The following is an 18,762-nucleotide window of genomic DNA, read 5'->3' as shown; positions in this document are numbered from 1 at the left end:
CGGCCACCCGTGTTCACGCCACCGCCCGATGCACCGACCCGGCAGGGTCGGCTGTGATGGCAGCGTGGTCCAGTCAGCGCTCGTCGCCAGCATCCGTCGACACCCCGTCTCCGTGGGCGTCGGCGTCGCCTCCGTCCTGCTCGCCGTCACGGCACGCGTCGCGCACGCCGAGCCGGACTTCCCGCACCACCCGCCGGTCGCCTGGGCAGCCCTCGCGGTCGTCGTGGCCGTCACGGTGCTCGCGGAACGCACGCTCGGGTCGCTGCGCACCGTCCTGGTCGGCGTGGGCGCCCCGCTCGCGGCCGTCGGCGTCACCTTCCTGGCGGTGACGGTCGGGTCGGCGATGGGCGAGGCCCACGCGGAGGCCGCCGCGGGTGAGCCGCTGTTCGCCCCGTCCGCCGTCGCGACCGCCCTGCTCGCCGCGGCCTCCGCCACGATGCCGCCGGCCCGCCGACGTCGTGTCCGGGCCGTCCTGTGGACGGTCGTGCTCACCCTGGTGCTGTTCGCCGGCCACGGCTCCGACACCGCGCGTGCCCTGGCGACCCTGTTCGGGACCGCCGCCGGCGCGCTCGTGGTGCGCCGCGCCTCCCGGCCGGCACCGACCGCGCCGCGCACCGACCGGACCGTCGTCACCCACCCGCGCTCGGTCGTCGTCGCGACGCTCGTCGCCCTCGGCGCGGGCACCCTGGTGACGCTCGTCGTGCCGGAGCCGGACGGCGTCCTGTCGCCGTTCGCCGATGCCATGAGCGACCGGGCGACCGTGCTCGTCGGGGTGCTCCTGGTCGGGGCCGCCTGGCTCGTCCAGCGCGGCCGTCGCACCGGGCTCGTCCTGGCGGCGGGCCTGCTGGTGACGCTGTCCGCCGTGCTCGCCGACGTGTTCCTCATCGAACCACTGCAGGACGGCTTCGTGCAGTGGCAGGGTCTGACGACCGACGAGGTCGAGTGGCAGGTCACGCTGCTCGGGGCCTGGGCCGTCCCCGCCGCCGTGCTCCTGGCGATCGTGGTGCTCCGCGGCCAGCTGGTGCGCGTTCGCTTCCGTGCGACGCCGACCTGCGGCGAGGACTACCTCGGCATGCTCCGCGAGGGGGACGCGGGCACGCTCGGGCACATGGGCACCTGGCGGGGCAACGCGACCTGGACGCACCCGGACGGACTCGGTGCCGTCGCCTACCGCGTGCGCGGCGACGTCGCCCTGACCGTGTCGGACCCGGCGTGCGCCGCCGCGGACCGGGCCGAGGTGGTCGCCGCGTTCGCCCGCGCCTGCGAGCGGAACGGCTGGACCCCCGCGTTCACGAGCGTGCACGAACCGGTGCGGGCGATCCTCGCGGCCGAGGGGTGGGCGTCCTTCCCCGTGGGCGTGGAGTCCGTGCTCGACGTGACGACGTTCGACCTGCGCGGCAAGAAGCGCCAGGACCTGCGCACCGCGTCCAACCGTGCCGACCGCGAAGGGCTCCGCGACGAGTGGACCACGCTCGCCGCCCTCGACGCCGACCAGCGCGCGCAGGTCGAGGCGATCTGCACCCGCTGGGCAGCCGACCGTCGGCTGCCGGAGATGGGCTTCACGCTCGGTGGGTTCCGCGAGCTCGAGGACCCGGACGTCCGTCTGCTGCTCGCCGTGACCGCCGAGGGTCGCGTGACCGCGGTGACGAGCTGGCTGCCCGTGTACGAGCACGGTGCCCTGACCGGGTACACGCTCGACGTCATGCGACGCGGCGAGGACGGGATGCCCGGGGTGATGGAGTTCCTGATCGCCCGGACCGCCCTGCGCGCCCGCGAGGCCGGCCTCACCGCGATCAGCCTCTCCGGCACGCCGCTCGCACCGCACACCGACGCCGGGTCCTGGGTGGCCCGCGGGTCGGCGCTCCTCGCCCGGGCGCTCGAGCCCGTCTACGGCTTCCGGTCGCTGCAGCGCTTCAAGGAGAAGTTCGGCGCGCGCCACGAGCCGCTCTGGCTCGTCGTCCCGAGCGCGCTGCAGGCGCCCCGGGTGGCTCGAGCACTCACCAGCGCGTACGTGCCCGGACTCCGTCCCAAGCACCTGTGGGCGCTCCGCCAGGCGCACGTCGCCCCGGCGGCTGAGCAGCCGGCCGCCCGCTCGTGAGCCCCGTCGAGTGGCTGCTCGCGACGCAGCTGCAGGCACCGAACAAGCTCGTGCCGGCCGACCTGGCGTTCGCCGTGCTCGCGACCGCCGTCCTGCTGCCCGCCGTGCGGCAGTGGCGGTCGCGGCAGGCCTGGCGCCGAGCGGCCCTCCGCGCCGGCATCGCTGCCGCTGCCGCGCTCGTCGTGCTCGCCGCCTGCTGGTTCACCACGCAGGTCGTCGACCTGTTCGGCGTCGCGCTGAGCCCGATCACGCAGATGTGGAGCGCCTTCGCCGGCGCGGCACTCGCCCTCGCGGTCACCGGTCTGGTGCAGGGCGGCGGATGGCGTCGCGCGCTCGCGATCGTCCTGGTGCCGGCGGCGCTCGTCGTGCCCGCGCTCGGCATCAACGTCGAGTTCGCCAAGTACCCGACGCTCGGCACCGTCGTGCAGAGCGACCCGTGGCCCGCCTACGACCGTGACGCCGCTCCCCTCGACGCGATGCCCACCGCCGGGATCGTCCGGACCGCGACCATCCCCGGCACACGCTCACACTTCGACGCGCGGCCGGCCGTCGTCTGGCTGCCGCCGGCGGCACTGGTGCGGGACCCGCGACCGCTGCCCGTCGTCATCGCCTTCTCGGGGCAGCCGGGTGCGCCCGGGGACCTGTTCACCGCCGGTCGTCTGGCGGAGCCCCTCGACGCCTACGCCCGCGCGCACGACGGTCGGGCGCCCATCGTCGTCAGCGTCGACCAGCTCTCCGCGCCGGGGAGGAACACGATGTGCGTCGACTCCCGGCTCGGGAACGTCGCGACCTACGTGACGCAGGACGTGCCGACCTGGATCCACGCGAACCTGCCCGCGACGACCGACCGGAAGGCCTGGGGGCTGACCGGGTTCTCGCAGGGCGGCACGTGCACGATGCAGTTCCTCACCGGGCACCCGTCCGCCTTCGGTGCGGCGCTGGCGGTGTCGAGCGAGCTCCAGCCGATCGACCAGGGCCCGCAGCACAGCGCCGACCAGGCGTTCGGCGGATCCGTGGCGGCCTGGCGGGCGGCGGCACCGATCGCGCAGATGCGGGAGCACGGGCTGGACGGCCACGCCCTCTGGCTGACCGCCGGGTCGTCCGACCGGAAGTTCAGCGAGAACGCACGGGAGCTCGGTGCGGCCGCGCGGGAGGCCGGGGCCCGGGTCGAGATCGGGTCAGCGCCGGGCAGCGGTCACGACTGGAACACCGTGCAGTGGTCGTTCCGGACGTACGTCGGGCCGTTCGCGGCCGCGTTGTCCGCAGCGGGGTGACGGGAGCACGCCTCAGGCGTTGCGGACGAGCCAGGCGAACTGGTCGTCGGTGAGTTCGCGGTCGGTCCACACCTGACCGAGCACGCCGTCCGGAGCAGCGACCGACGCCGACCCCTGCCAGACGAGCGACAGCCCCACCTTCCGCAGCACAGCGGCCGACGCCGGGTTGTTCGTCAGCACCCGGCCGGTCACCGGTGCGCACGGAGCTGCGCGGTGCGCTTCGGCCACGGCTGCGCGCGCGAGCTCGCCGGCGTACCCGTTCCCCCAGGCCGCGGGAGCCAACCGGTAGCCGAGGTTCCAGACCCCCGACGTCGTCATGTCGACGCCGCCGACCCCGACGAACGCTCCGTCCGTCGTGCGGACCGTCCACGAACCGAGGCCGTACCGGGCCCGACCGCCGATCTTGCGCTGCACGAGGTCGACCGTCGTCGCACGGTCGGTGTGCCGCCCGGAGGGCAGGTGTCCCCAGGTCCGCGCGTCGGAGAACACCGCGTGCACGTCGTCGATGTCGGCGGGCGTGAGCGGTGTCAGCACCAGGCGATCCGTCCGGATCTCCTGCTGTGGGGTCAGGAGCTGGTGGGCCATGGTCCGATCATCACCCCGACCCCCGACAAGTGGGTGGACACCACGCGACGTCCGCGCGATCCGGCCCCGGACTGCGGCTTCGCGCAGCCCGGGGCCGGACCGGTGACGGGCGTGCAGGCGTCAGTCGAGCAGCAGCGCCGGCTCCTCGAGCACCGAAGCGATGTCGTGCACGAAGCGCGAGGCCACGTCGCCGTCGACGACCCGGTGGTCGAACGATGCACCGATCGTGGTCACCATGCGCGAGCGGACCTCGCCGTCGACGACCCACGGCTTCGGCTTGATCGTGCCCATCGCGACGATGGCGACCTCGCCCGGGTTGAGGATCGGTGTGCCGGTGTCCATGCCGAAGACACCGATGTTCGTGATCGTCACGGTGCCGTCGGCCATCTGCTGCGGCGTGGTCTTGCCGTCGCGGGCGGTGAGCGTCAGGTCCTCGAGCGCCTTCGCGAGCTCGAACAGGGACATGTCCTGCGCGTCCTTGATGTTCGGCACGATGAGCCCACGCGGGGTCGCCGCGGCGATGCCGAGGTTCACGAAGTGGTGGACGATGATCTCCTGGTCGGTCCAGGTCGAGTTCACCGACCGGTTCCGACGGACGGCCCAGATGACCGCCTTGGCGAAGACGAGCAGCGGCGAGACCTTGACACCGGCGAACGTCGGCGAGGACTTCAGGCGCTTGACGAACTCCATGGTGCGGGTCGCGTCGACGTCGACGAACAGGGACACGTGCGGCGCCGTGAACTTCGACGTGGTCATCGCCTTCGCGATGGCCTTCCGCACGCCCTTGACCGGGATGGTCTCGCGGCGGACGTCGCCCCACTCGGGCGTCTCGATGTTGCGGAAGACGCCGGCCTGCTTCGCGTGCCGGATGACGTCGTCGCGCGTGACCTCGCCGGCGAGACCCGTCGGCACGACCTCGGTCAGGTCGACGTCCAGGTCCTTCGCGAGCTTCCGGATCGGCGGCTTCGCCAGGACGATGCCCGACACGACGGCCTTGCGCGGTCGGGAGCCCTGCTCGCCGACGGCCTGCGAGATGCTGTCCTCGCCCGGGTCCGAGGCGGCCTCGGCCGCGGCGACGGCGTCCGCACTGGAGGCACGGCTCGCCTCGGCGGCGAGCGCTGCGGCCCGGCGGGCGCCCGGCTTCCGGCGGGACGGGGACGTGGTCGCGGAGCCGTAGCCGACCAGGACGGCGCCGGACGACTCGTCGGAGCCGACGACGGTCGCGTGGTCCGCGACCGGCTGCGACGGAGCCGCGTGTCGCGGCTGCGGAGCAGCAGCTGCCGCTGCGGGCGCGGCCGGTGCCGGCGGGGTCTGCTGCGCGGGGGCCTGCTGCACGGGCGCCGGCGGCGTCTGCGCGACGGGAGCCGGAGCGGCCGCTGCGGCAGGCGGGGTGACGGCGACGTCCGGCGAGGCCGGGGCGCTGTCGGCGACGGTGGACGGGCCTCCCGGCTGGGCGGACGTCGACGCGACCTGGACGTCCGAGTCGACCCGGATGATCGGCTTGCCGACCTCGACGGTGTCACCCTCGGAGACGAGCAGCCCCGTGACGGTCCCGGCGAACGGCGACGGCAGCTCGACGAGCGACTTCGCGGTCTCGATCTCGACCAGGACCTGGTCGACGGCGACCTCGTCCCCGATCGCGACGCGCCACTGCACGATCTCGGCCTCGGTCAGGCCTTCGCCCACGTCGGGCAGGGGGAATTCGGCGGCGGGCACTGCGGCTCCTTCGAACGTTCTGGTCGGCTCGGTCAGTATGCGAGGGCGCGGTCGACGGCCTCGAGGACACGGTCCGCGTCCGGCAGGTGGAGGTGTTCGAGCTTCGACACCGGGAAGGGGACGTCGAACCCGGAGACCCGGATCGGCGGCGCCTGCATCGTGTAGAAGCACTGCTCCGCGACGGTCGCGGCGATCTCGCTGCCGACGCTGACGAAGCCGGAGGCCTCCTGCGCGATGACCACCCGGCCGGTCTTGCGGACCGAGGTCAGCAGCGGCTCCCAGTCGATCGGCGAGATGGAGCGGAGGTCGATGACCTCGCAGCTGGTGCCCTCGGCCTCGGCGATGTCCGCAGCCTGCATGAGGGTCGCCACCATCGCGCCGTGGCCGACGAGGGTGACCTCGGTGCCGGTCCGGGCGACGCGCGTGGTGTGCATCGGGACGTGGCCGTCGACGAGGTCGACCTCGCCCTTCGGCCAGTAGCGGGACTTCGGCTCGAGGAACACGACCGGGTCCTTCGACGCGATCGCCTCCTGGATCATCCAGTACGCGTCGTTCGGCGTGCTCGGGCTCACCACGCGCAGGCCCGGGGTGTGCGCGAAGTACGCCTCCGGGGACTCCTGGTGGTGCTCCACGGCGCCGATGTGCCCGCCGTAGGGGATGCGGATGACGACCGGCAGCGACATGTGCTGCGGCAGGCGGTTCTGCATCTTGGCGAGCTGCGAGGTGATCTGGTCGAAGCCCGGCCAGACGAAGCCGTCGAACTGGATCTCGACCACCGGACGGTAGCCGCGCAGTGCCAGGCCGATCGCGGTGCCGATGATGCCGGCCTCGGCGAGCGGGGTGTCACGGACGCGCTCGGCACCGAACCGCTCCTGCAGGCCCTCGGTGATGCGGAAGACGCCGCCCAGCTGGCCGATGTCCTCGCCCATGAGCAGGACCTTGTCGTCCGCGGCCATCGCGGCGGCGAGGCCGGCGTTGAGCGCCTTGGCCATCGGCAGGGTCTGCACGGGCTCGCTGGGGACCTCGCCCGCACCGGGGTGGGCGCGGAGCGTGTAGTCGAAGAGCTGCTCGGTCGTGCTCATCAGTGGGAGCCCCCTTCGTACCCGGCCTCGTACTGCTCGAGCCAGGCCTTCTGCGCGGTGGTGACCGGGTGCGGCTCGCGGTACACGTTGTCGAACATGACGTCCACCGACGGCGGGGTCAGGGCCACGGTCGCCCGTCGGACGTCGGCGGCGATGTCCTCGCCCTCCTCGTCGAAGCGCGCGAGCTGCTCGTCGGTGACGCCGCGGCTGCGCAGGTACGCGGCCGAACGGGCGATCGGGTCGCGCTCCACCCACGAGGTGAGCTCGTCGTCGAGGCGGTAGCGGGTCGGGTCGTCGGAGCTCGTGTGCGCACCGATGCGGTAGGTCTCGGCCTCGACGAACGCCGGCCCCTGCCCGGAGCGGGCGTGGTCGGTCGCGACGAGGGACGCCGTGTACGACGCCAGGACGTCGTTGCCGTCGACGCGGACGCTCGGGATCCCGAAGCCGCGCGGGCGGTCGACGAGCGGGGTCGGCGACTGCACCGACACCGGCACCGAGATCGCCCAGTGGTTGTTCTGCAGGAAGAAGACGACGGGGGCCTTCGTCGACGCGGCGAAGACGTACGCCTCGTTCACGTCGCCCTGGCTGGTCGCGCCGTCGCCGAAGTAGACGATGGTGCAGGCGTCGCGGTCGGGGTCACCGGTGCCCACGTCGCCGTCGAGCTGCTGACCGAGCGCGTAGCCCGTCGCGTGCAGCGTCTGCGACCCGATCACCAGCGTCGAGATGTGCGTGTTGCCGCGCTCGTCCGGGTCCCAGCCGCCGTGCGTCTGGCCGCGGTACATCGCGATGATCTCCATCGGCTCGACACCGCGGTGCATCGTGACGGCGTGCTCGCGGTACGACGGGAAGACGTGGTCCTGTGCGCGGAGGGCGAAGACGGAGCCGACCTGCGCGGCCTCCTGTCCGTGGCTCGGGACCCAGAGGCCGAGCTGACCGGTGCGCTGGAGGTTGTGGCCCGCGTGGTCGAACCGACGCGTGAGCACCATGCGGCGGTGCATCGCCAGCAGGGTCTCGTCCGGGATCGTCCGCGCGACGGCGGCGTACTCGGCGTTCTCGTCGGTCTCCACGAACCGGCCCTCGGGGTCGAGGATCCGGACGGTGGCCGTCGCGGGGGCCGCGGCGTGGAATGACATGTCGGTCAGCGTAACGCCAGGGCCTACCGGGCCGCCTGGAGGTCCCCCACAAGCGACCCCGCCGTTTCGAGGAGCGTTTCCACAGCCTCGTGCTCCCCGATCGACACCCGGATGCCCTCGTTCCCGAAGGCCCGCACGATGATGCCGGCGGCCTCGAAGCGCTCGGCCGCGTGGGCCGTCAGCTCCCCGGTCGGCAGCCACACGAAGTTGCCCTGGGCGTTCGGGACGTCCCAGCCCTGGCCGCGCAGCGCGGCGACGATGCGGTCACGGCTCGCCGCGAGCTCGGCGACGCGGTCGAGCAGCTCCGTCTCGCGCTCCAGGCTCGCGAGCGCCGCCGCCTGGCCCTGTGCCGTCACCGACAACGGGATCGCGCAGGCACGGACGGCGTCGAGCACGTACGCCGGACCGAACGCGTACCCGACGCGCAGGCCCGCGAGTCCGTACGCCTTGGAGAACGTGCGGAGGACGACGAGGTTCGGGTACCGCTCGAGCAGCGGCGTGCCACGGACCGCCGTGGGCTCGGTGACGAACTCGGCGTAGGCCTCGTCGAGCACGACGAGCACGGTCGACGGCACGCGCGCCATGAACGTCTCGAACTCAGCGCCCGTGACGACGGGACCGGTCGGGTTGTTGGGCGAGCAGACGATGACCATGCGGGTGCGGTCGGTCACGGCGTCGGCCATGGCGTCGAGGTCGTGGCCGCCGTCCGGGCGGTTCGGCACCTGCACGCTCGTGGCACCGGCGACCGTCACGACACCCGGGTAGGCCTCGAAGGAGCGCCACGCGTAGACGACCTCGTCGCCGGGGCCGCTCGTCGCCCGGGCCAGCTCGTGCAGGATCGCGACGCTGCCGGGCGCGACGTGGACCTCGTCGACGGTGAGTCCGGCGCGGTTCGCGAGCACGGCGCGGACGGCCAGGGCGGTGGCGTCCGGGTAGCGGTTGTAGGCCGTCTGCGCCTGCACGGCCTCGACGACGCCCGGCAGCGGCGGGAACGGGTTCTCGTTGCTCGACAGCTTGAAGGCGTCGGGCGCTGCCTGACGCCCCTGCTTGTACGCGGGGAGGACGGCCACCTCGGGCCGGATGTGCACGCGCTCGTCAGTCACGCGCTCAGGCTACCGGGGACCGTCCGGGGCGCGACGGGCATCATGAGGGCATGCGATTCCTCGTCCGCCTCGTCGTCAACGCCGTCGCGCTCTGGCTCACCACGCTCATCGTGAGCGGCGTCACCGTCACCCCGTTCGGCGACGGGGACACCACCGCCGTGGTGCTCACGTTCCTGCTCGTGGCGTTCGTGTTCGGGCTCGTGAACGCGGTCATCGGCACGATCATCCGGATCGTCGCGTTCCCGCTCTACGTCCTGACGCTCGGCCTGATCTCACTGATCGTGAACGCCGTGCTGCTGCTCATCGTCGCCGGGATCTCGGACGCGATCGGCTTCGGGCTCGAGGTCGAGTCCTTCGGCTGGGGCATCGTCGGTGCCTTCGTGCTCGCCGTGTTCTCGTGGCTGATCGGGCTGTTCGTGCGGCCGGTGCTGAACCGCCCGCGTCCGTGACCGCGGGCCGCACCGAGCCGGCCGCCCGCGCGACGCGTGCCGACGGCGAGGGCCGCGCCGTGCCTCCCGGTCGGACCGCCGTCGCGGACGTCACGTCCGTGCGCCATGATGTGCACATGAGCCCGGACGCCGACGCCCCGTTCCGCGTCTCGTTCGTCTGCAGCGGCAACATCTGCCGCTCCCCCATGGCCGGCATCGTCTTCGCACAGGTCGCCGCCGACGCCGGCATGGCCGACCGCTTCGTCGTCGAGTCGGCGGGCACCGGTGACTGGCACGTCGGCGAGCCCGCGGACGAGCGCACGATCGCGGCACTCGCAGCGCGCGGATACGATGGCAGCAGGCATCGCGCCCGCCAGTTCGACCCGGACCGGTTCCCGGACCTCGACCTGGTGGTCGCACTCGACCGCTCCCACGAACGCGTCCTGCGCTCGTGGGCACCGACCATGGACGACGCCGCCAAGGTGACGCTCCTGCTGCGGTACGACGACGCCTGGCCCCAGCAGGCCGACGTGCCGGACCCGTACTACGCGGACCGGCACGAGTTCGACCGAGTGCTCTCGACCGTCGAGCGTGCCTGCCGGGCGCTCTTCCGCCAACTCGAACCGGCAGTCCGTCAGGGAGCCCCATGACCCCCCTTCCCCCGCAGCCGATCAGCCCGCTCGACGGGCGGTACTACCCGGTCGTGCACACGGTGGGCGAGCACCTCTCCGAGGCCGGCCTCAACCGCGCACGCATCGTGGTCGAGGTCGAGTGGCTCATCTTCCTGACCGACCACGCGATGTTCACCACCTCGCCGCTGAGCATCGACGACAAGGCAGCGCTGCGCCGGGTCGTCGAGACCTTCGGCCACGACCAGATCGCGGAGCTCGCCGAGATCGAGGCCACGACGCGGCACGACGTCAAGGCCGTCGAGTACTTCGTCCGTCGCCGCCTGTCCGAGCTCGGGCTCGACGCCATCGCCGAGCTGACGCACTTCGCCTGCACCAGCGAGGACGTCAACAACCTGTCGTACGCACTGACGGTGCGGGACACCGTCGACCAGGTGTGGCTGCCCGCCTACCGCTCGGTCCTGGCGACGCTCCGCACCACGGCGGAGCAGCTCCGCGCCGTGCCGATGCTCTCGCACACGCACGGGCAGCCCGCGACGCCGACGACCCTCGGCAAGGAGCTCGCGGTGGTCGTCTACCGCCTCGAGCGCGTCCTGACGCAGATCGAGCACGGCGAGTACCTCGGCAAGTTCTCCGGCGCCACCGGGACCTTCTCGGCGCACCTCGCCGCCGACCCCGAGGCCGACTGGCCCGCGCTGTCGAAGGAGTTCGTCGAGGGCCTCGGCCTGACGTGGAACCCCCTGACGACGCAGATCGAGTCGCACGACTGGCAGGCCGAGCTGTACGACCGGGTGCGCCACGCGAACCGGATCCTGCACAACCTGGCGACCGACGTGTGGACCTACATCTCGATGGGCTACTTCACGCAGATCCCGGTGGCCGGTGCCACGGGGTCGTCGACGATGCCGCACAAGATCAACCCGATCCGGTTCGAGAACGCCGAGGCGAACCTCGAGATCTCGTCGGCGCTGTTCTCGACGCTGTCCGAGACCCTCGTGACGAGCCGCCTGCAGCGCGACCTGACCGACTCGACCACGCAGCGGAACATCGGCGTCGCGTTCGGGCACTCGCTGCTCGCGCTCGACAACCTGCGTCGCGGGCTCGGCGAGATCGCGGTGAACGAGACCCGGCTGGCCGAGGACCTCGACCACAACTGGGAGGTGCTCGGCGAGGCGATCCAGACGGTCATCCGCGCCGAGGTCACCGCCGGGCAGTCGAACATCGAGGACCCCTACGCGATGCTCAAGGAGCTCACGCGGGGCAAGCGCATCGGCCAGGACGAGCTCGTCGCGTTCGTGAACGGCCTCGACATCTCGTCGGGTGCCAAGGCACGACTGACGAACCTCACGCCCGGCACCTACACGGGCCTGGCCGACGAGCTCGTCGACCGCCTGGACGTCTAGTCCGACCCCTTCCGCAACACGCAACGACGGCGGCTCCTCGCAGCGGTACACCCCTGCGAGCGGCCGCCGTCGTTGCGTTCCGCGAGACCGCGAGCGGGCGCAGCGGACGGGAGGCGCGGGGCGGCCCCGCCGCGCACGTCACCACCTCAGGTGGTGACGGCCCGTGCCTCGGCGACCAACGCCTCCAGGACGGTGCGGACCGCGGGACGGACCGCGCGGTCCGGACGGGTGAGCGCCTCGATCCGCCGGCCCGCCCGCACGTCGGCGAGCGTCGCCAACCGGAACCGTCCCGCCGCACGCGTGCCCGACGTGTACCGGGGCACGAGCGCGATGCCGTGCCCCGCGGCCACCAGGTTCTCGATGACGGGCAGGTGGATCGTGCGGAACGCCACCGACGGCGGGGTGTCGGACGCCGCGGCCATCGCGATCAGCACGCGGTCGATCGGGTAGTCCTCGGGCACGCCGATCCAGGTCTCGTCGACGACGTCCTCGATGCCGACGCGCTCCCGGTCGGCGAGCGGGTGGTCGAGCGGCAGGGCGACGTCGAGCGGTTCCCGGAGCAGCGCGACCGTCTCGACGGCGCCGTCGGGGCGGCGGGCACCGTCCGGGCGGTGCCCGATGACGACGTCGTGGTCGGCGGTGAGCGGCGCGAACTCCCCCTCGCTGACGTCGACGTCCGAGAGCTCGAGGACGATGCCCGGGTGCTCGCGCATGCGCGTGAGGAGCCCCGGCAGCAGCAGCTCGGCCGCCGAGGGGAACACCGCGAGGTCGACCGTCCCGCTCACCCCCGCGAGGTGCTCCGACCACGCTGACTCCACCGTGGCGAGCGCGGTCGCGACACCGGTGGCCATGTCGGCGAGTGCCCGGCCGTCCGCGGTGAGGCGCACGCCGCGTCCGACGCGCTCGACCAGGGGTACGCCGGCCTGGCGCTGCAGCGTGCGGAGCTGTTGCGACACCGCGCTCGGGGTGCGGTGCGTGGCTGCTGCGACCGCGGTGACGCTCCCCCGTTCCGCGAGCTCGCGGAGGACCGGCAGCAGGGCGATGTCGAAGCCGACCATGCAGGGACCCTACAACGATGCTGTCGCACCGTGCGCTGGTGCTACCGCTTCTCGTGCGGGACGATCGATCCGTGCTCTTCCGCGACCGCATCCTGGCCCTCGTCGTCGCCGTGGCGTGGGGTCTGAACTTCCCGGCGACCGCGATCGCCCTCGACCACTGGCCCCCGTTCCTGCTCGCCGCCGTCCGGTTCAGCCTGCTGGCCGTCCCGACGATCCTGTTCGTCCCGCGGCCGAGGGTCCCGTTCCGGTGGATCGTGCTCGTCGGCGCGACGCTCGGCGTCCTGCAGTTCGCGTTCCTGTACCTCGGCATGGCGGCCGGGATGCCGACCGGGCTCGCGTCGCTGGTGATCCAGGCATCCGCGCCGTTCACGGTCGTGCTCGCCGGGGTCCTGCTGCGTGAGAAGCTCACCGCCCGTCAGGTCGTCGGGGTGTCCGTCGCGGTCGCGGCCCTCGGCGTCATCGCGGTGCACCGGGCGCAGACCGCGGCGCTGCTGCCGGTCGTGCTGGTGCTGTGCGGGGCGCTGGGCTGGGCGCTCGGCAACGTCGCGACGCGGCGGACCGGTCCGGTGAACCCGCTGCACCTGACCCTGTGGTGGGCCGTCGTGCCGCCGGTGCCGATGTTCGCACTGTCGCTGCTCGTCGAGGGGCCGGAACGGGTCGGTCGGGCGTTCGGCACGGCGTTCACCGCGTCGGCGTTGCCGGCCGACCTCGGCCTGCTCTACATCGTCGTCGCGGGGAGCCTGGTCGGGTACGGGATCTGGTCGCGCCTGATGGGGAAGTACCCGTCGAGCACCGTCGCACCGTTCTCGATGCTCGTCCCCGTGATCGGGGTGCTCGCCTCGTGGGCGGCGTTCGGCGAGGTGCCGGACGTGGTCGAGGTCGTGGCCGGTGCCGTGGTGGTGGTCGCCGTGCTGTGGTCGTCGCGCACCGCGAGGGTGGTGCCGGCCGTGGCGGTGCCGGCGGTGGCGGTGCCGGTCAGCCCCGGTGCTGCCGGCGCTCGGCGATGATGCCGGCGAGCGCGCCGCGCAGGTGCGGGTACCGGAACTCGTAGCCCGCCTCGAGCAGTCGCGTCGGCACGACCCACCGACTCTTCAGCACGAGCTCGGTCTCCGTGCGGATCGCGAACGATCCGATCTCGAGCATCCACCGCCAGGTCGGCAGCCCGAAGCGCCGTCCGACCGCGTCGCGGATGGTGGCCATCACGGTCCGGTTGTCCGACGGCTCCGGGCTCGAGACGTTGACCGGGCCGTCGATGTCCTCGTGGTCGCGCACGAACCGGATCACCCCGAGGACGTCGTCGATGTGCACCCAGCTGAACCGCTGCCGCCCGTGCGTGTGCCGGTCGTGGTGGTACGTGCCCGCTCGGAGCCGGGCACGCGTCGGGAACCACGCCCCGTCGAACTGCGGCCCGCCGAGACCGGCCTGGGCCAGTCGGAGCAGCGGGACGAGGGCGCTCCCGTCGCCGAACACGATCGCCATCCGGAGCGCGACCCGGCGGGTGTGCGGCAGGTCCGCGCTGAACAGGGCGTCCTCCCACGCCTTCGCGACCGAGACCGAGAAGCCCTCGCCGAGCTCACCCGTGGCCTCGTCCTGGGGTCGGTCGTCCGCGTGCCGGTAGATCGTCGCGGTGGAGGCGTTCACCCACAGCGGCGGCGGGTGCTCGGCGGTCCGGATCGCCTCGGCCAGCTCGAGCGTCGTGTCCACGCGGGAGCGCATGATCTCCGCTCGGTTCCGACGGCCGTAGCGGCAGTTCACGCTCTTGCCCGCCATGTTCACCACGATCGCGGCACCGTCGACGAGCTCACGGATCCGGAGCGTGTTGCCCCACACCGCGTCGCCCGTGCGACCGACCGTGACGACCTCGTACCCCTCGTCGCGGAAGGCACGCTGCAGGTACCGTCCGACGAAGCCGCCCGCTCCCGCGATCACGGCGCGGCCCCTCGGCGCGCGGGTGGTGTCGTCGCTCATGGTGTCCCCTGTCCGGTGTCGGGCTCGATCCGGTAGCGGAAGGCGCCCTCGTACCGGTACAGCGTGCCGATCAGCGGCGCCGAGAGCCGCAGGGACACGCGCTGCACGTCGGCATCGTCATCGAATCGTTCCACGAGCGTGACACGCGGAGCGGCGAGGGCCGGGAGGCTCCGGGCACGTCCCAGCACACGGACCGTCACCCGGGTGGAGACCAGAAGCTGGGTGACGGGGTCACGATGCCGATCGTGGCACGGTGTCGGCCTCGTTGCCTACGATCGAGGCATGGGACACGACCACGCGCACGGGCACGCCGTCGCCTCGGAGCGCGCGCTGCTCGTCGCGTTCTGCATCTCGGCGGGCATCCTGCTCGCCGAGGTCGTCGGCGCGGTCGTCACCGGCTCCCTCGCGCTGCTCGTCGACGCGGGGCACATGGTCGTCGACACCGGCGGCCTCGGCATCGGGCTGGTCGCCACCCGGCTCGCGCGCCGCTCCCCGACGGCCCAACGGACGTGGGGCTACCAGCGTGCCGAGGTGCTCGGCGCCACGGCGCAGGCAGCCATCCTGCTCGCGGTCGGCGTCTTCGTCGTCGTCTCGGCGATCCAGCGGCTGTTCGTCCCCGCCGAGGTCCACGCCGGCCCGCTGCTCGTGTTCGGTGTGGTCGGACTCGTCGGCAACCTCGTCGCCTACGCGGTGCTCGCCCGGGCGTCGGGCGAGGGCTTCACCTCGCGGGCGGCTCGGCTCGAGGTGCTGAACGACACCCTCGGGTCCGTCGCGGTGATCGCCGCCGCCGTCGTCCTCGCGCTCACCGGGTGGGAGCGGGCCGACTCGATCGCCGCGATCCTGATCGGGCTGCTCATCCTGCCGCGGGCCGTCCGGCTGCTCCGCGAGACCGCGAACGTGCTGCTCGAGTCCACGCCGCCCGGGCTCGACCTCGACGACGTGCGCGCGCACATCCTCGAGCTCGACCACGTGATCGAGGTGCACGACCTGCACGCGACGCTCGTCGCCACCGGCGTGCCGAACCTGACGGCGCACGTCGTCGTCGACGACCACTGCTTCTCGACCGCGCACGCGCCCCGGATCCTCGACGCGCTGCAGCAGTGCGTCGCAGAGCACTTCGACGTCCCCGTCGAGCACTCGACCTTCCAGCTCGAACCGGTCTCGCACCGGCGGCACGAGCACGAGGTGCACGCGTAGGCACGAGGTGCACGCGTCGGGACGGGTTGGTCGGCCGGGCCTGCGCACCGGCCCGGTGCGGTGCGGTCAGCAGCCGCCGTCGTCGGTGGGGAACGCCGTGATCACCCGGTCGGTCGTCTCCGACACGATCACCCGCACGTTCGGCTCCGCCGAGGGACGCGAGCCGTCGTCGAAGCGGACGGGCGCGGCGTAGCAGACCTTGCCGTCCCCGGCGTCCTGCGGGTAGCCGGCGGGCGGTGCCTCGAGCACGGACCGGACGGCGGTGAGCATCGCGTCGTCCCAGTCCCGTGAGCCGTGGCCCCGGACGACGTCCTGCCAGTCGGCGGTGTGCCGGACGCGGATGTGCTCGTAGCCCTGGCCGGACGTGCCGCACTGCAGCTCGACCCGTCCGAGCGCGGCGGTCTCGTACCGGGCGACCACGGCCCGGCGGTCGGCGTCGCAGCGGTCGAGCACGTCGCCGCCGGGCAGGTCAGGGCCCGTCCGCTCGATGGTGACGGTGCCGTCGCGCGTCGCTCCGTCGGCGGCGGTCGCGCTGGGCGTGACGGTGGACGCTCCGCCGCCGATCACCGGGTCCTCGCCGCTGCGCTGCGCCGTCAGGGCGAAGCCGCCGGCGACCAGGCCGGCCGCGATGACCGCGGCGACGACGGTGACGGCCGGACGTCGGCGCTGCTGGGGCATGCGCTCCAGTATGCCGGGAGACGAACGGCTGTCCGCGTGGTCGGCTGGTCGCGGCGGACTACGCCGCGCGGGCGGCCAGGCGCAGGCCGGCGACCAGTGCGAGTGCGACGACGAAGGCCACGTACGCGAGCAGCACCGGGAGCGTCGGCACGACGAGGAGCGCGGCGCCGACCGCCACGACGGGCACGGTCAGTCCCGCGTACGCGACGAGGAACGTCGCCGCGAGCACCCCGCCGCGCTGCTCCGGCCCGACGAGCGACCCCGCGCGGGCGATCGCGGCCCGGAAGAGCAGCCCGACGCCGGCACCCGCCACGACACCGCCGCCGATGAAGCCCGCGACCTGCAGGAGCACGGCGGCGACCGCGAGCACGACGAGACCACCGACGAGCAGCACCAGACCGAGCCGGATCTGCCGACGCTGGGACAGCCTGGCGAAGACGATCTGCGACACCGCACTCGCGGCGAAGACCCCGAACGTCGTGGCGCCCGCGGCGAGCCGGTCGGTGACGTGGAACGTGGTGCCGAGGAAGGTCGGAGCGACCGAGGTGAAGAGTCCCTGCACGGCCAGGGCGGCGAAGGCCGCGGCACCGGCGGCCCAGAACACGCCGGCCTGCCCCTCAGGGGCGGCCATCCGCTGCGGTCGGTACGGCACCGGCTGCTCCGGACGGTCGACGGTCTCCGGCGCGGCGAGGACGACGACGAACGCGACCGCCAGGGCGACGACGAAGACGACGTACGGCACGACGAGCGGCTGCCCGACGAACTCCGCGAGCGCGCCCCCGACGAGGGCGCCGAGCGACAGACCGCCGAGGTTCACGGCGCCGGCCGCGACGCTCGCACCCTGCGCGGACGCGGACGAGCCGGTCGCCCGGACCCGCAGTTCACCGAGGTGCGCGGTCGCCGTCGCGGTGAGGAGCCCGACGCCGAGGCCGGTGACGAACCGCGCAACGACGAGGCCGGCGACGTCGGACCACAGCAGGAACAGCACGGCCGCGACGAGTTCGAGGGCGATCGACACCAGGATCAACGGGCGTCGTCCGTGCACGTCGCTGAGGTGTCCCGCCAGGAAGAGCGAGGCGACGACCCCGACACCGTAGGCGGCGAAGACGACCGTGGTCGTGAACGTCGGGAAGCCGTCGCGCGCCTGGTAGATCACGTAGAGGGGTGCCGGGACGGTCGCGAACGCCATCACCGCCAGGAACGCGAAGGCCACGGCCCAGAAGCCGAAACCGTGCCGGCGACGGGAGTGCGTGCGCCGCCCACGCGGAGCGGGGACGGGACGGGAGCCGGTCGTCGGGGCCGGAGCCGCGTCGGTGGTCGAGGTCATGGTCCGATGGTGCCCCGGCGGCGTCATCGAGTCCAACGGGTGGTCTTGATGGGTGTCATCGATCTGGTCGATACTCGGATGATGGAGACCCGCCTGCTCGAACAGTTCGTGGCGGTCGCCGCCGAGGGGACCGTGACACGCGCCGCGGAACGCCTGTGGGCCGCCCAGTCGACCGTCTCCGCCGGGATCGCCTCCCTCGAACGCTCGCTCGGGGTGCGGTTGTTCGACCGCACCGGTCGGCGACTCGTGCTGACCGCAGCGGGCGAGGACCTCCTCCCGCACGCCCGCGCCGTGCTCGGTTCCCTGGAGCGGATGCGGGACCTGGCGACCGTCGACGACGTCGACCTCCGCGGCCGGGTACGGCTGGGCATCTTCACGAGCATGGACGTCGTCGACCTGACGGGGGTGCTGCGGCGGTTCCGGCGGCGGCACCCGCTCGTGGCCGTCGAGCTGATGACCTCTCCCTCGGGCACCACCGGCCTGGTGCAGGACCTGGTCGCCGGGCGGCTCGACCTGGCGTACACGGGCCTGCCGTCCGTCCCGCCCGGGGTCGTCGTCGAACCGCTGCGCGAGCTGCCCTTCCGCGTCTACACCGCCGCGGACCACCCGCTCGCTGCCCGCCCGTCGGCGTCCCTGGCCGAACTCGCCGGGGAGCCCTTCGTCGACACCGCGCACGGCTTCGGCAACCGCCTGATCCTCGACGCCGCGTTCGAGCGCCTCGGCCTCCGACGCCGGGTCGTGGCGGAGATGAACGACATGCCTGCGGTGATCCGGTTCGCCTCGGCCGGGCTCGGCGTCGGTGTCGTCCCGGACCCGGGCGTCCGGTACGACGGCGCCGTGCTCGAGCTCGAGGACGAGGTCGAGCCGCTCCGCATCGGGCTCGCGATGCGGTCGGACACCGAACCGAACCGCGCCACGCGCACGCTCGCTCGCGACGTCGTGGCCGCACGGGTGGGGTGAGGTCCGGAGGGCCGTGCGGGACGTGTCCCACCGGCGGACGGGAGGCGCGGGACGGTCCCGCACCGCGCCTCCCGGCCGTCAGCCCCCCCCCCCCCAGATCTCCCCGACGGCGTTCAGCTGGCC

The 18,762-nt window shown here is 73.1% G+C and carries 18 protein-coding genes; 8 read left to right on the top strand and 10 right to left on the bottom strand.

Features of this window, described 5'->3' with window-relative positions:
* Window positions 1-64: 64 nt before the first annotated feature.
* On the top strand, window positions 65-2,098 hold the full coding sequence (locus ACIQFY_RS13310) for a bifunctional lysylphosphatidylglycerol flippase/synthetase MprF (protein ID WP_400340465.1): 2,034 nt from the start codon (window positions 65-67) through the stop codon (window positions 2,096-2,098).
* On the top strand, window positions 2,095-3,372 hold the full coding sequence (locus ACIQFY_RS13305) for an alpha/beta hydrolase (protein ID WP_400340463.1): 1,278 nt from the start codon (window positions 2,095-2,097) through the stop codon (window positions 3,370-3,372). Before ACIQFY_RS13310 ends, ACIQFY_RS13305 begins: the two co-directional genes overlap by 4 nt.
* Window positions 3,373-3,384: 12 nt before the next feature.
* On the opposite strand, the gene ACIQFY_RS13300 is transcribed toward ACIQFY_RS13305, so the two are convergent.
* The 5 genes from ACIQFY_RS13300 to ACIQFY_RS13280 form a co-directional block, all read right to left on the bottom strand.
* On the bottom strand, window positions 3,385-3,957 hold the full coding sequence (locus tag ACIQFY_RS13300; protein WP_326497181.1) for a GNAT family N-acetyltransferase: 573 nt from the start codon (window positions 3,955-3,957) through the stop codon (window positions 3,385-3,387).
* Between the two features lie 120 nt (window positions 3,958-4,077).
* Entirely contained in the window at window positions 4,078-5,673 is a 1,596-nt protein-coding gene (locus ACIQFY_RS13295; protein WP_400340461.1) for a dihydrolipoamide acetyltransferase family protein, read from the bottom strand.
* 32 nt (window positions 5,674-5,705) lie between these two features.
* The gene (locus ACIQFY_RS13290) at window positions 5,706-6,665 is read right to left on the bottom strand and encodes an alpha-ketoacid dehydrogenase subunit beta (protein WP_066657646.1); all 960 of its coding nucleotides are present in this window, start codon (window positions 6,663-6,665) and stop codon (window positions 5,706-5,708) included.
* Between the two features lie 89 nt (window positions 6,666-6,754).
* Complete coding sequence (locus ACIQFY_RS13285; RefSeq protein WP_066651770.1) at window positions 6,755-7,888, bottom strand: thiamine pyrophosphate-dependent enzyme; 1,134 nt, start codon at window positions 7,886-7,888, stop codon at window positions 6,755-6,757.
* Window positions 7,889-7,911: 23 nt separating this feature from the next.
* Window positions 7,912-8,991, bottom strand: coding sequence for a histidinol-phosphate transaminase (locus ACIQFY_RS13280; RefSeq protein WP_400340459.1), 1,080 nt, complete (start codon window positions 8,989-8,991; stop codon window positions 7,912-7,914).
* 50 nt (window positions 8,992-9,041) lie between these two features.
* On the opposite strand from ACIQFY_RS13280, the gene ACIQFY_RS13275 reads away from it, so the two are divergent.
* The 3 genes from ACIQFY_RS13275 to purB all read left to right on the top strand — a co-directional run bounded on the left by ACIQFY_RS13275 (window position 9,042) and on the right by purB (window position 11,451).
* Window positions 9,042-9,440, top strand: coding sequence for a phage holin family protein (locus ACIQFY_RS13275; protein WP_066651768.1), 399 nt, complete (start codon window positions 9,042-9,044; stop codon window positions 9,438-9,440).
* Between the two features lie 116 nt (window positions 9,441-9,556).
* Window positions 9,557-10,069: a low molecular weight protein-tyrosine-phosphatase gene (locus ACIQFY_RS13270; RefSeq protein ID WP_066657642.1), complete on the top strand. Its 513-nt coding sequence runs from the start codon at window positions 9,557-9,559 to the stop codon at window positions 10,067-10,069.
* Window positions 10,066-11,451, top strand: coding sequence for an adenylosuccinate lyase (gene purB, locus ACIQFY_RS13265; RefSeq protein WP_209684247.1), 1,386 nt, complete (start codon window positions 10,066-10,068; stop codon window positions 11,449-11,451). The genes ACIQFY_RS13270 and purB overlap by 4 nt, the downstream gene beginning before the upstream one ends.
* Window positions 11,452-11,597: 146 nt before the next feature.
* On the opposite strand, the gene ACIQFY_RS13260 is transcribed toward purB, so the two are convergent.
* Complete coding sequence (locus ACIQFY_RS13260) at window positions 11,598-12,509, bottom strand: LysR family transcriptional regulator (protein WP_251159945.1); 912 nt, start codon at window positions 12,507-12,509, stop codon at window positions 11,598-11,600.
* A 71-nt stretch (window positions 12,510-12,580) separates the two neighbouring features.
* Between ACIQFY_RS13260 and ACIQFY_RS13255 the strand changes: the two genes are divergently transcribed.
* Window positions 12,581-13,516 (top strand): EamA family transporter, encoded by a 936-nt coding sequence (locus tag ACIQFY_RS13255; protein ID WP_400340457.1) that lies wholly within the window; start codon window positions 12,581-12,583, stop codon window positions 13,514-13,516.
* Here the strand turns inward: ACIQFY_RS13255 and ACIQFY_RS13250 are convergent.
* Together ACIQFY_RS13250 and ACIQFY_RS13245 are read right to left on the bottom strand one after the other, a co-directional pair.
* Entirely contained in the window at window positions 13,485-14,477 is a 993-nt protein-coding gene (locus tag ACIQFY_RS13250) for an epimerase (protein WP_209684251.1), read from the bottom strand. The genes ACIQFY_RS13255 and ACIQFY_RS13250 overlap by 32 nt on opposite strands.
* Entirely contained in the window at window positions 14,474-14,677 is a 204-nt protein-coding gene (locus ACIQFY_RS13245) for a DUF4166 domain-containing protein (RefSeq protein ID WP_400340455.1), read from the bottom strand. Before ACIQFY_RS13245 ends, ACIQFY_RS13250 begins: the two co-directional genes overlap by 4 nt.
* An 82-nt stretch (window positions 14,678-14,759) precedes the next feature.
* Here ACIQFY_RS13245 and ACIQFY_RS13240 point away from each other — a divergent pair, with 82 nt between their 5' ends.
* Window positions 14,760-15,674: a cation diffusion facilitator family transporter gene (locus ACIQFY_RS13240; protein WP_400340454.1), complete on the top strand. Its 915-nt coding sequence runs from the start codon at window positions 14,760-14,762 to the stop codon at window positions 15,672-15,674.
* Window positions 15,675-15,740: 66 nt separating this feature from the next.
* On the opposite strand, the gene ACIQFY_RS13235 is transcribed toward ACIQFY_RS13240, so the two are convergent.
* Both ACIQFY_RS13235 and ACIQFY_RS13230 read right to left on the bottom strand, forming a co-directional pair.
* Window positions 15,741-16,352, bottom strand: a complete 612-nt coding sequence (locus tag ACIQFY_RS13235; RefSeq protein WP_326497190.1) for a hypothetical protein — start codon at window positions 16,350-16,352, stop codon at window positions 15,741-15,743.
* Between the two features lie 58 nt (window positions 16,353-16,410).
* Window positions 16,411-17,679, bottom strand: a complete 1,269-nt coding sequence (locus ACIQFY_RS13230) for an MFS transporter (RefSeq protein WP_311205800.1) — start codon at window positions 17,677-17,679, stop codon at window positions 16,411-16,413.
* Between the two features lie 48 nt (window positions 17,680-17,727).
* On the opposite strand from ACIQFY_RS13230, the gene ACIQFY_RS13225 reads away from it, so the two are divergent.
* Window positions 17,728-18,639 carry a LysR family transcriptional regulator gene (locus ACIQFY_RS13225; RefSeq protein WP_400340452.1) on the top strand — a complete coding sequence of 304 codons (912 nt, stop codon included), beginning with the start codon at window positions 17,728-17,730 and terminating at the stop codon, window positions 18,637-18,639.
* Window positions 18,640-18,762 lie beyond the last annotated feature (123 nt).

Origin of the sequence: Curtobacterium sp. NPDC092190, from assembly GCF_044755625.1 — a bacterium.
GTDB lineage: Bacteria > Actinomycetota > Actinomycetes > Actinomycetales > Microbacteriaceae > Curtobacterium.
Note: the sequence above shows the minus strand (reverse complement) of the source record. Positions and strands in the feature narration are given on the sequence as shown.

Excerpts from the sequence above, each read along its gene's own strand:
- ACIQFY_RS13250 (WP_209684251.1), bottom strand. The coding sequence starts at position 14,477 with ATGAGCGACGACACCACCCGCGCGCCGAGGGGCCGCGCCGTGATCGCG.
- ACIQFY_RS13230 (WP_311205800.1), bottom strand. The coding sequence starts at position 17,679 with ATGACCTCGACCACCGACGCGGCTCCGGCCCCGACGACCGGCTCCCGT.
- ACIQFY_RS13260 (WP_251159945.1), bottom strand. The coding sequence starts at position 12,509 with ATGGTCGGCTTCGACATCGCCCTGCTGCCGGTCCTCCGCGAGCTCGCG.
- ACIQFY_RS13300 (WP_326497181.1), bottom strand. The coding sequence starts at position 3,957 with ATGGCCCACCAGCTCCTGACCCCACAGCAGGAGATCCGGACGGATCGC.
- ACIQFY_RS13225 (WP_400340452.1), top strand. The coding sequence starts at position 17,728 with ATGGGTGTCATCGATCTGGTCGATACTCGGATGATGGAGACCCGCCTG.
- ACIQFY_RS13290 (WP_066657646.1), bottom strand. The coding sequence starts at position 6,665 with ATGGCCAAGGCGCTCAACGCCGGCCTCGCCGCCGCGATGGCCGCGGAC.
- ACIQFY_RS13235 (WP_326497190.1), bottom strand. The coding sequence starts at position 16,352 with ATGCCCCAGCAGCGCCGACGTCCGGCCGTCACCGTCGTCGCCGCGGTC.
- ACIQFY_RS13270 (WP_066657642.1), top strand. The coding sequence starts at position 9,557 with ATGAGCCCGGACGCCGACGCCCCGTTCCGCGTCTCGTTCGTCTGCAGC.
- purB (WP_209684247.1), top strand. The coding sequence starts at position 10,066 with ATGACCCCCCTTCCCCCGCAGCCGATCAGCCCGCTCGACGGGCGGTAC.
- ACIQFY_RS13285 (WP_066651770.1), bottom strand. The coding sequence starts at position 7,888 with ATGTCATTCCACGCCGCGGCCCCCGCGACGGCCACCGTCCGGATCCTC.
- ACIQFY_RS13240 (WP_400340454.1), top strand. The coding sequence starts at position 14,760 with ATGGGACACGACCACGCGCACGGGCACGCCGTCGCCTCGGAGCGCGCG.
- ACIQFY_RS13275 (WP_066651768.1), top strand. The coding sequence starts at position 9,042 with ATGCGATTCCTCGTCCGCCTCGTCGTCAACGCCGTCGCGCTCTGGCTC.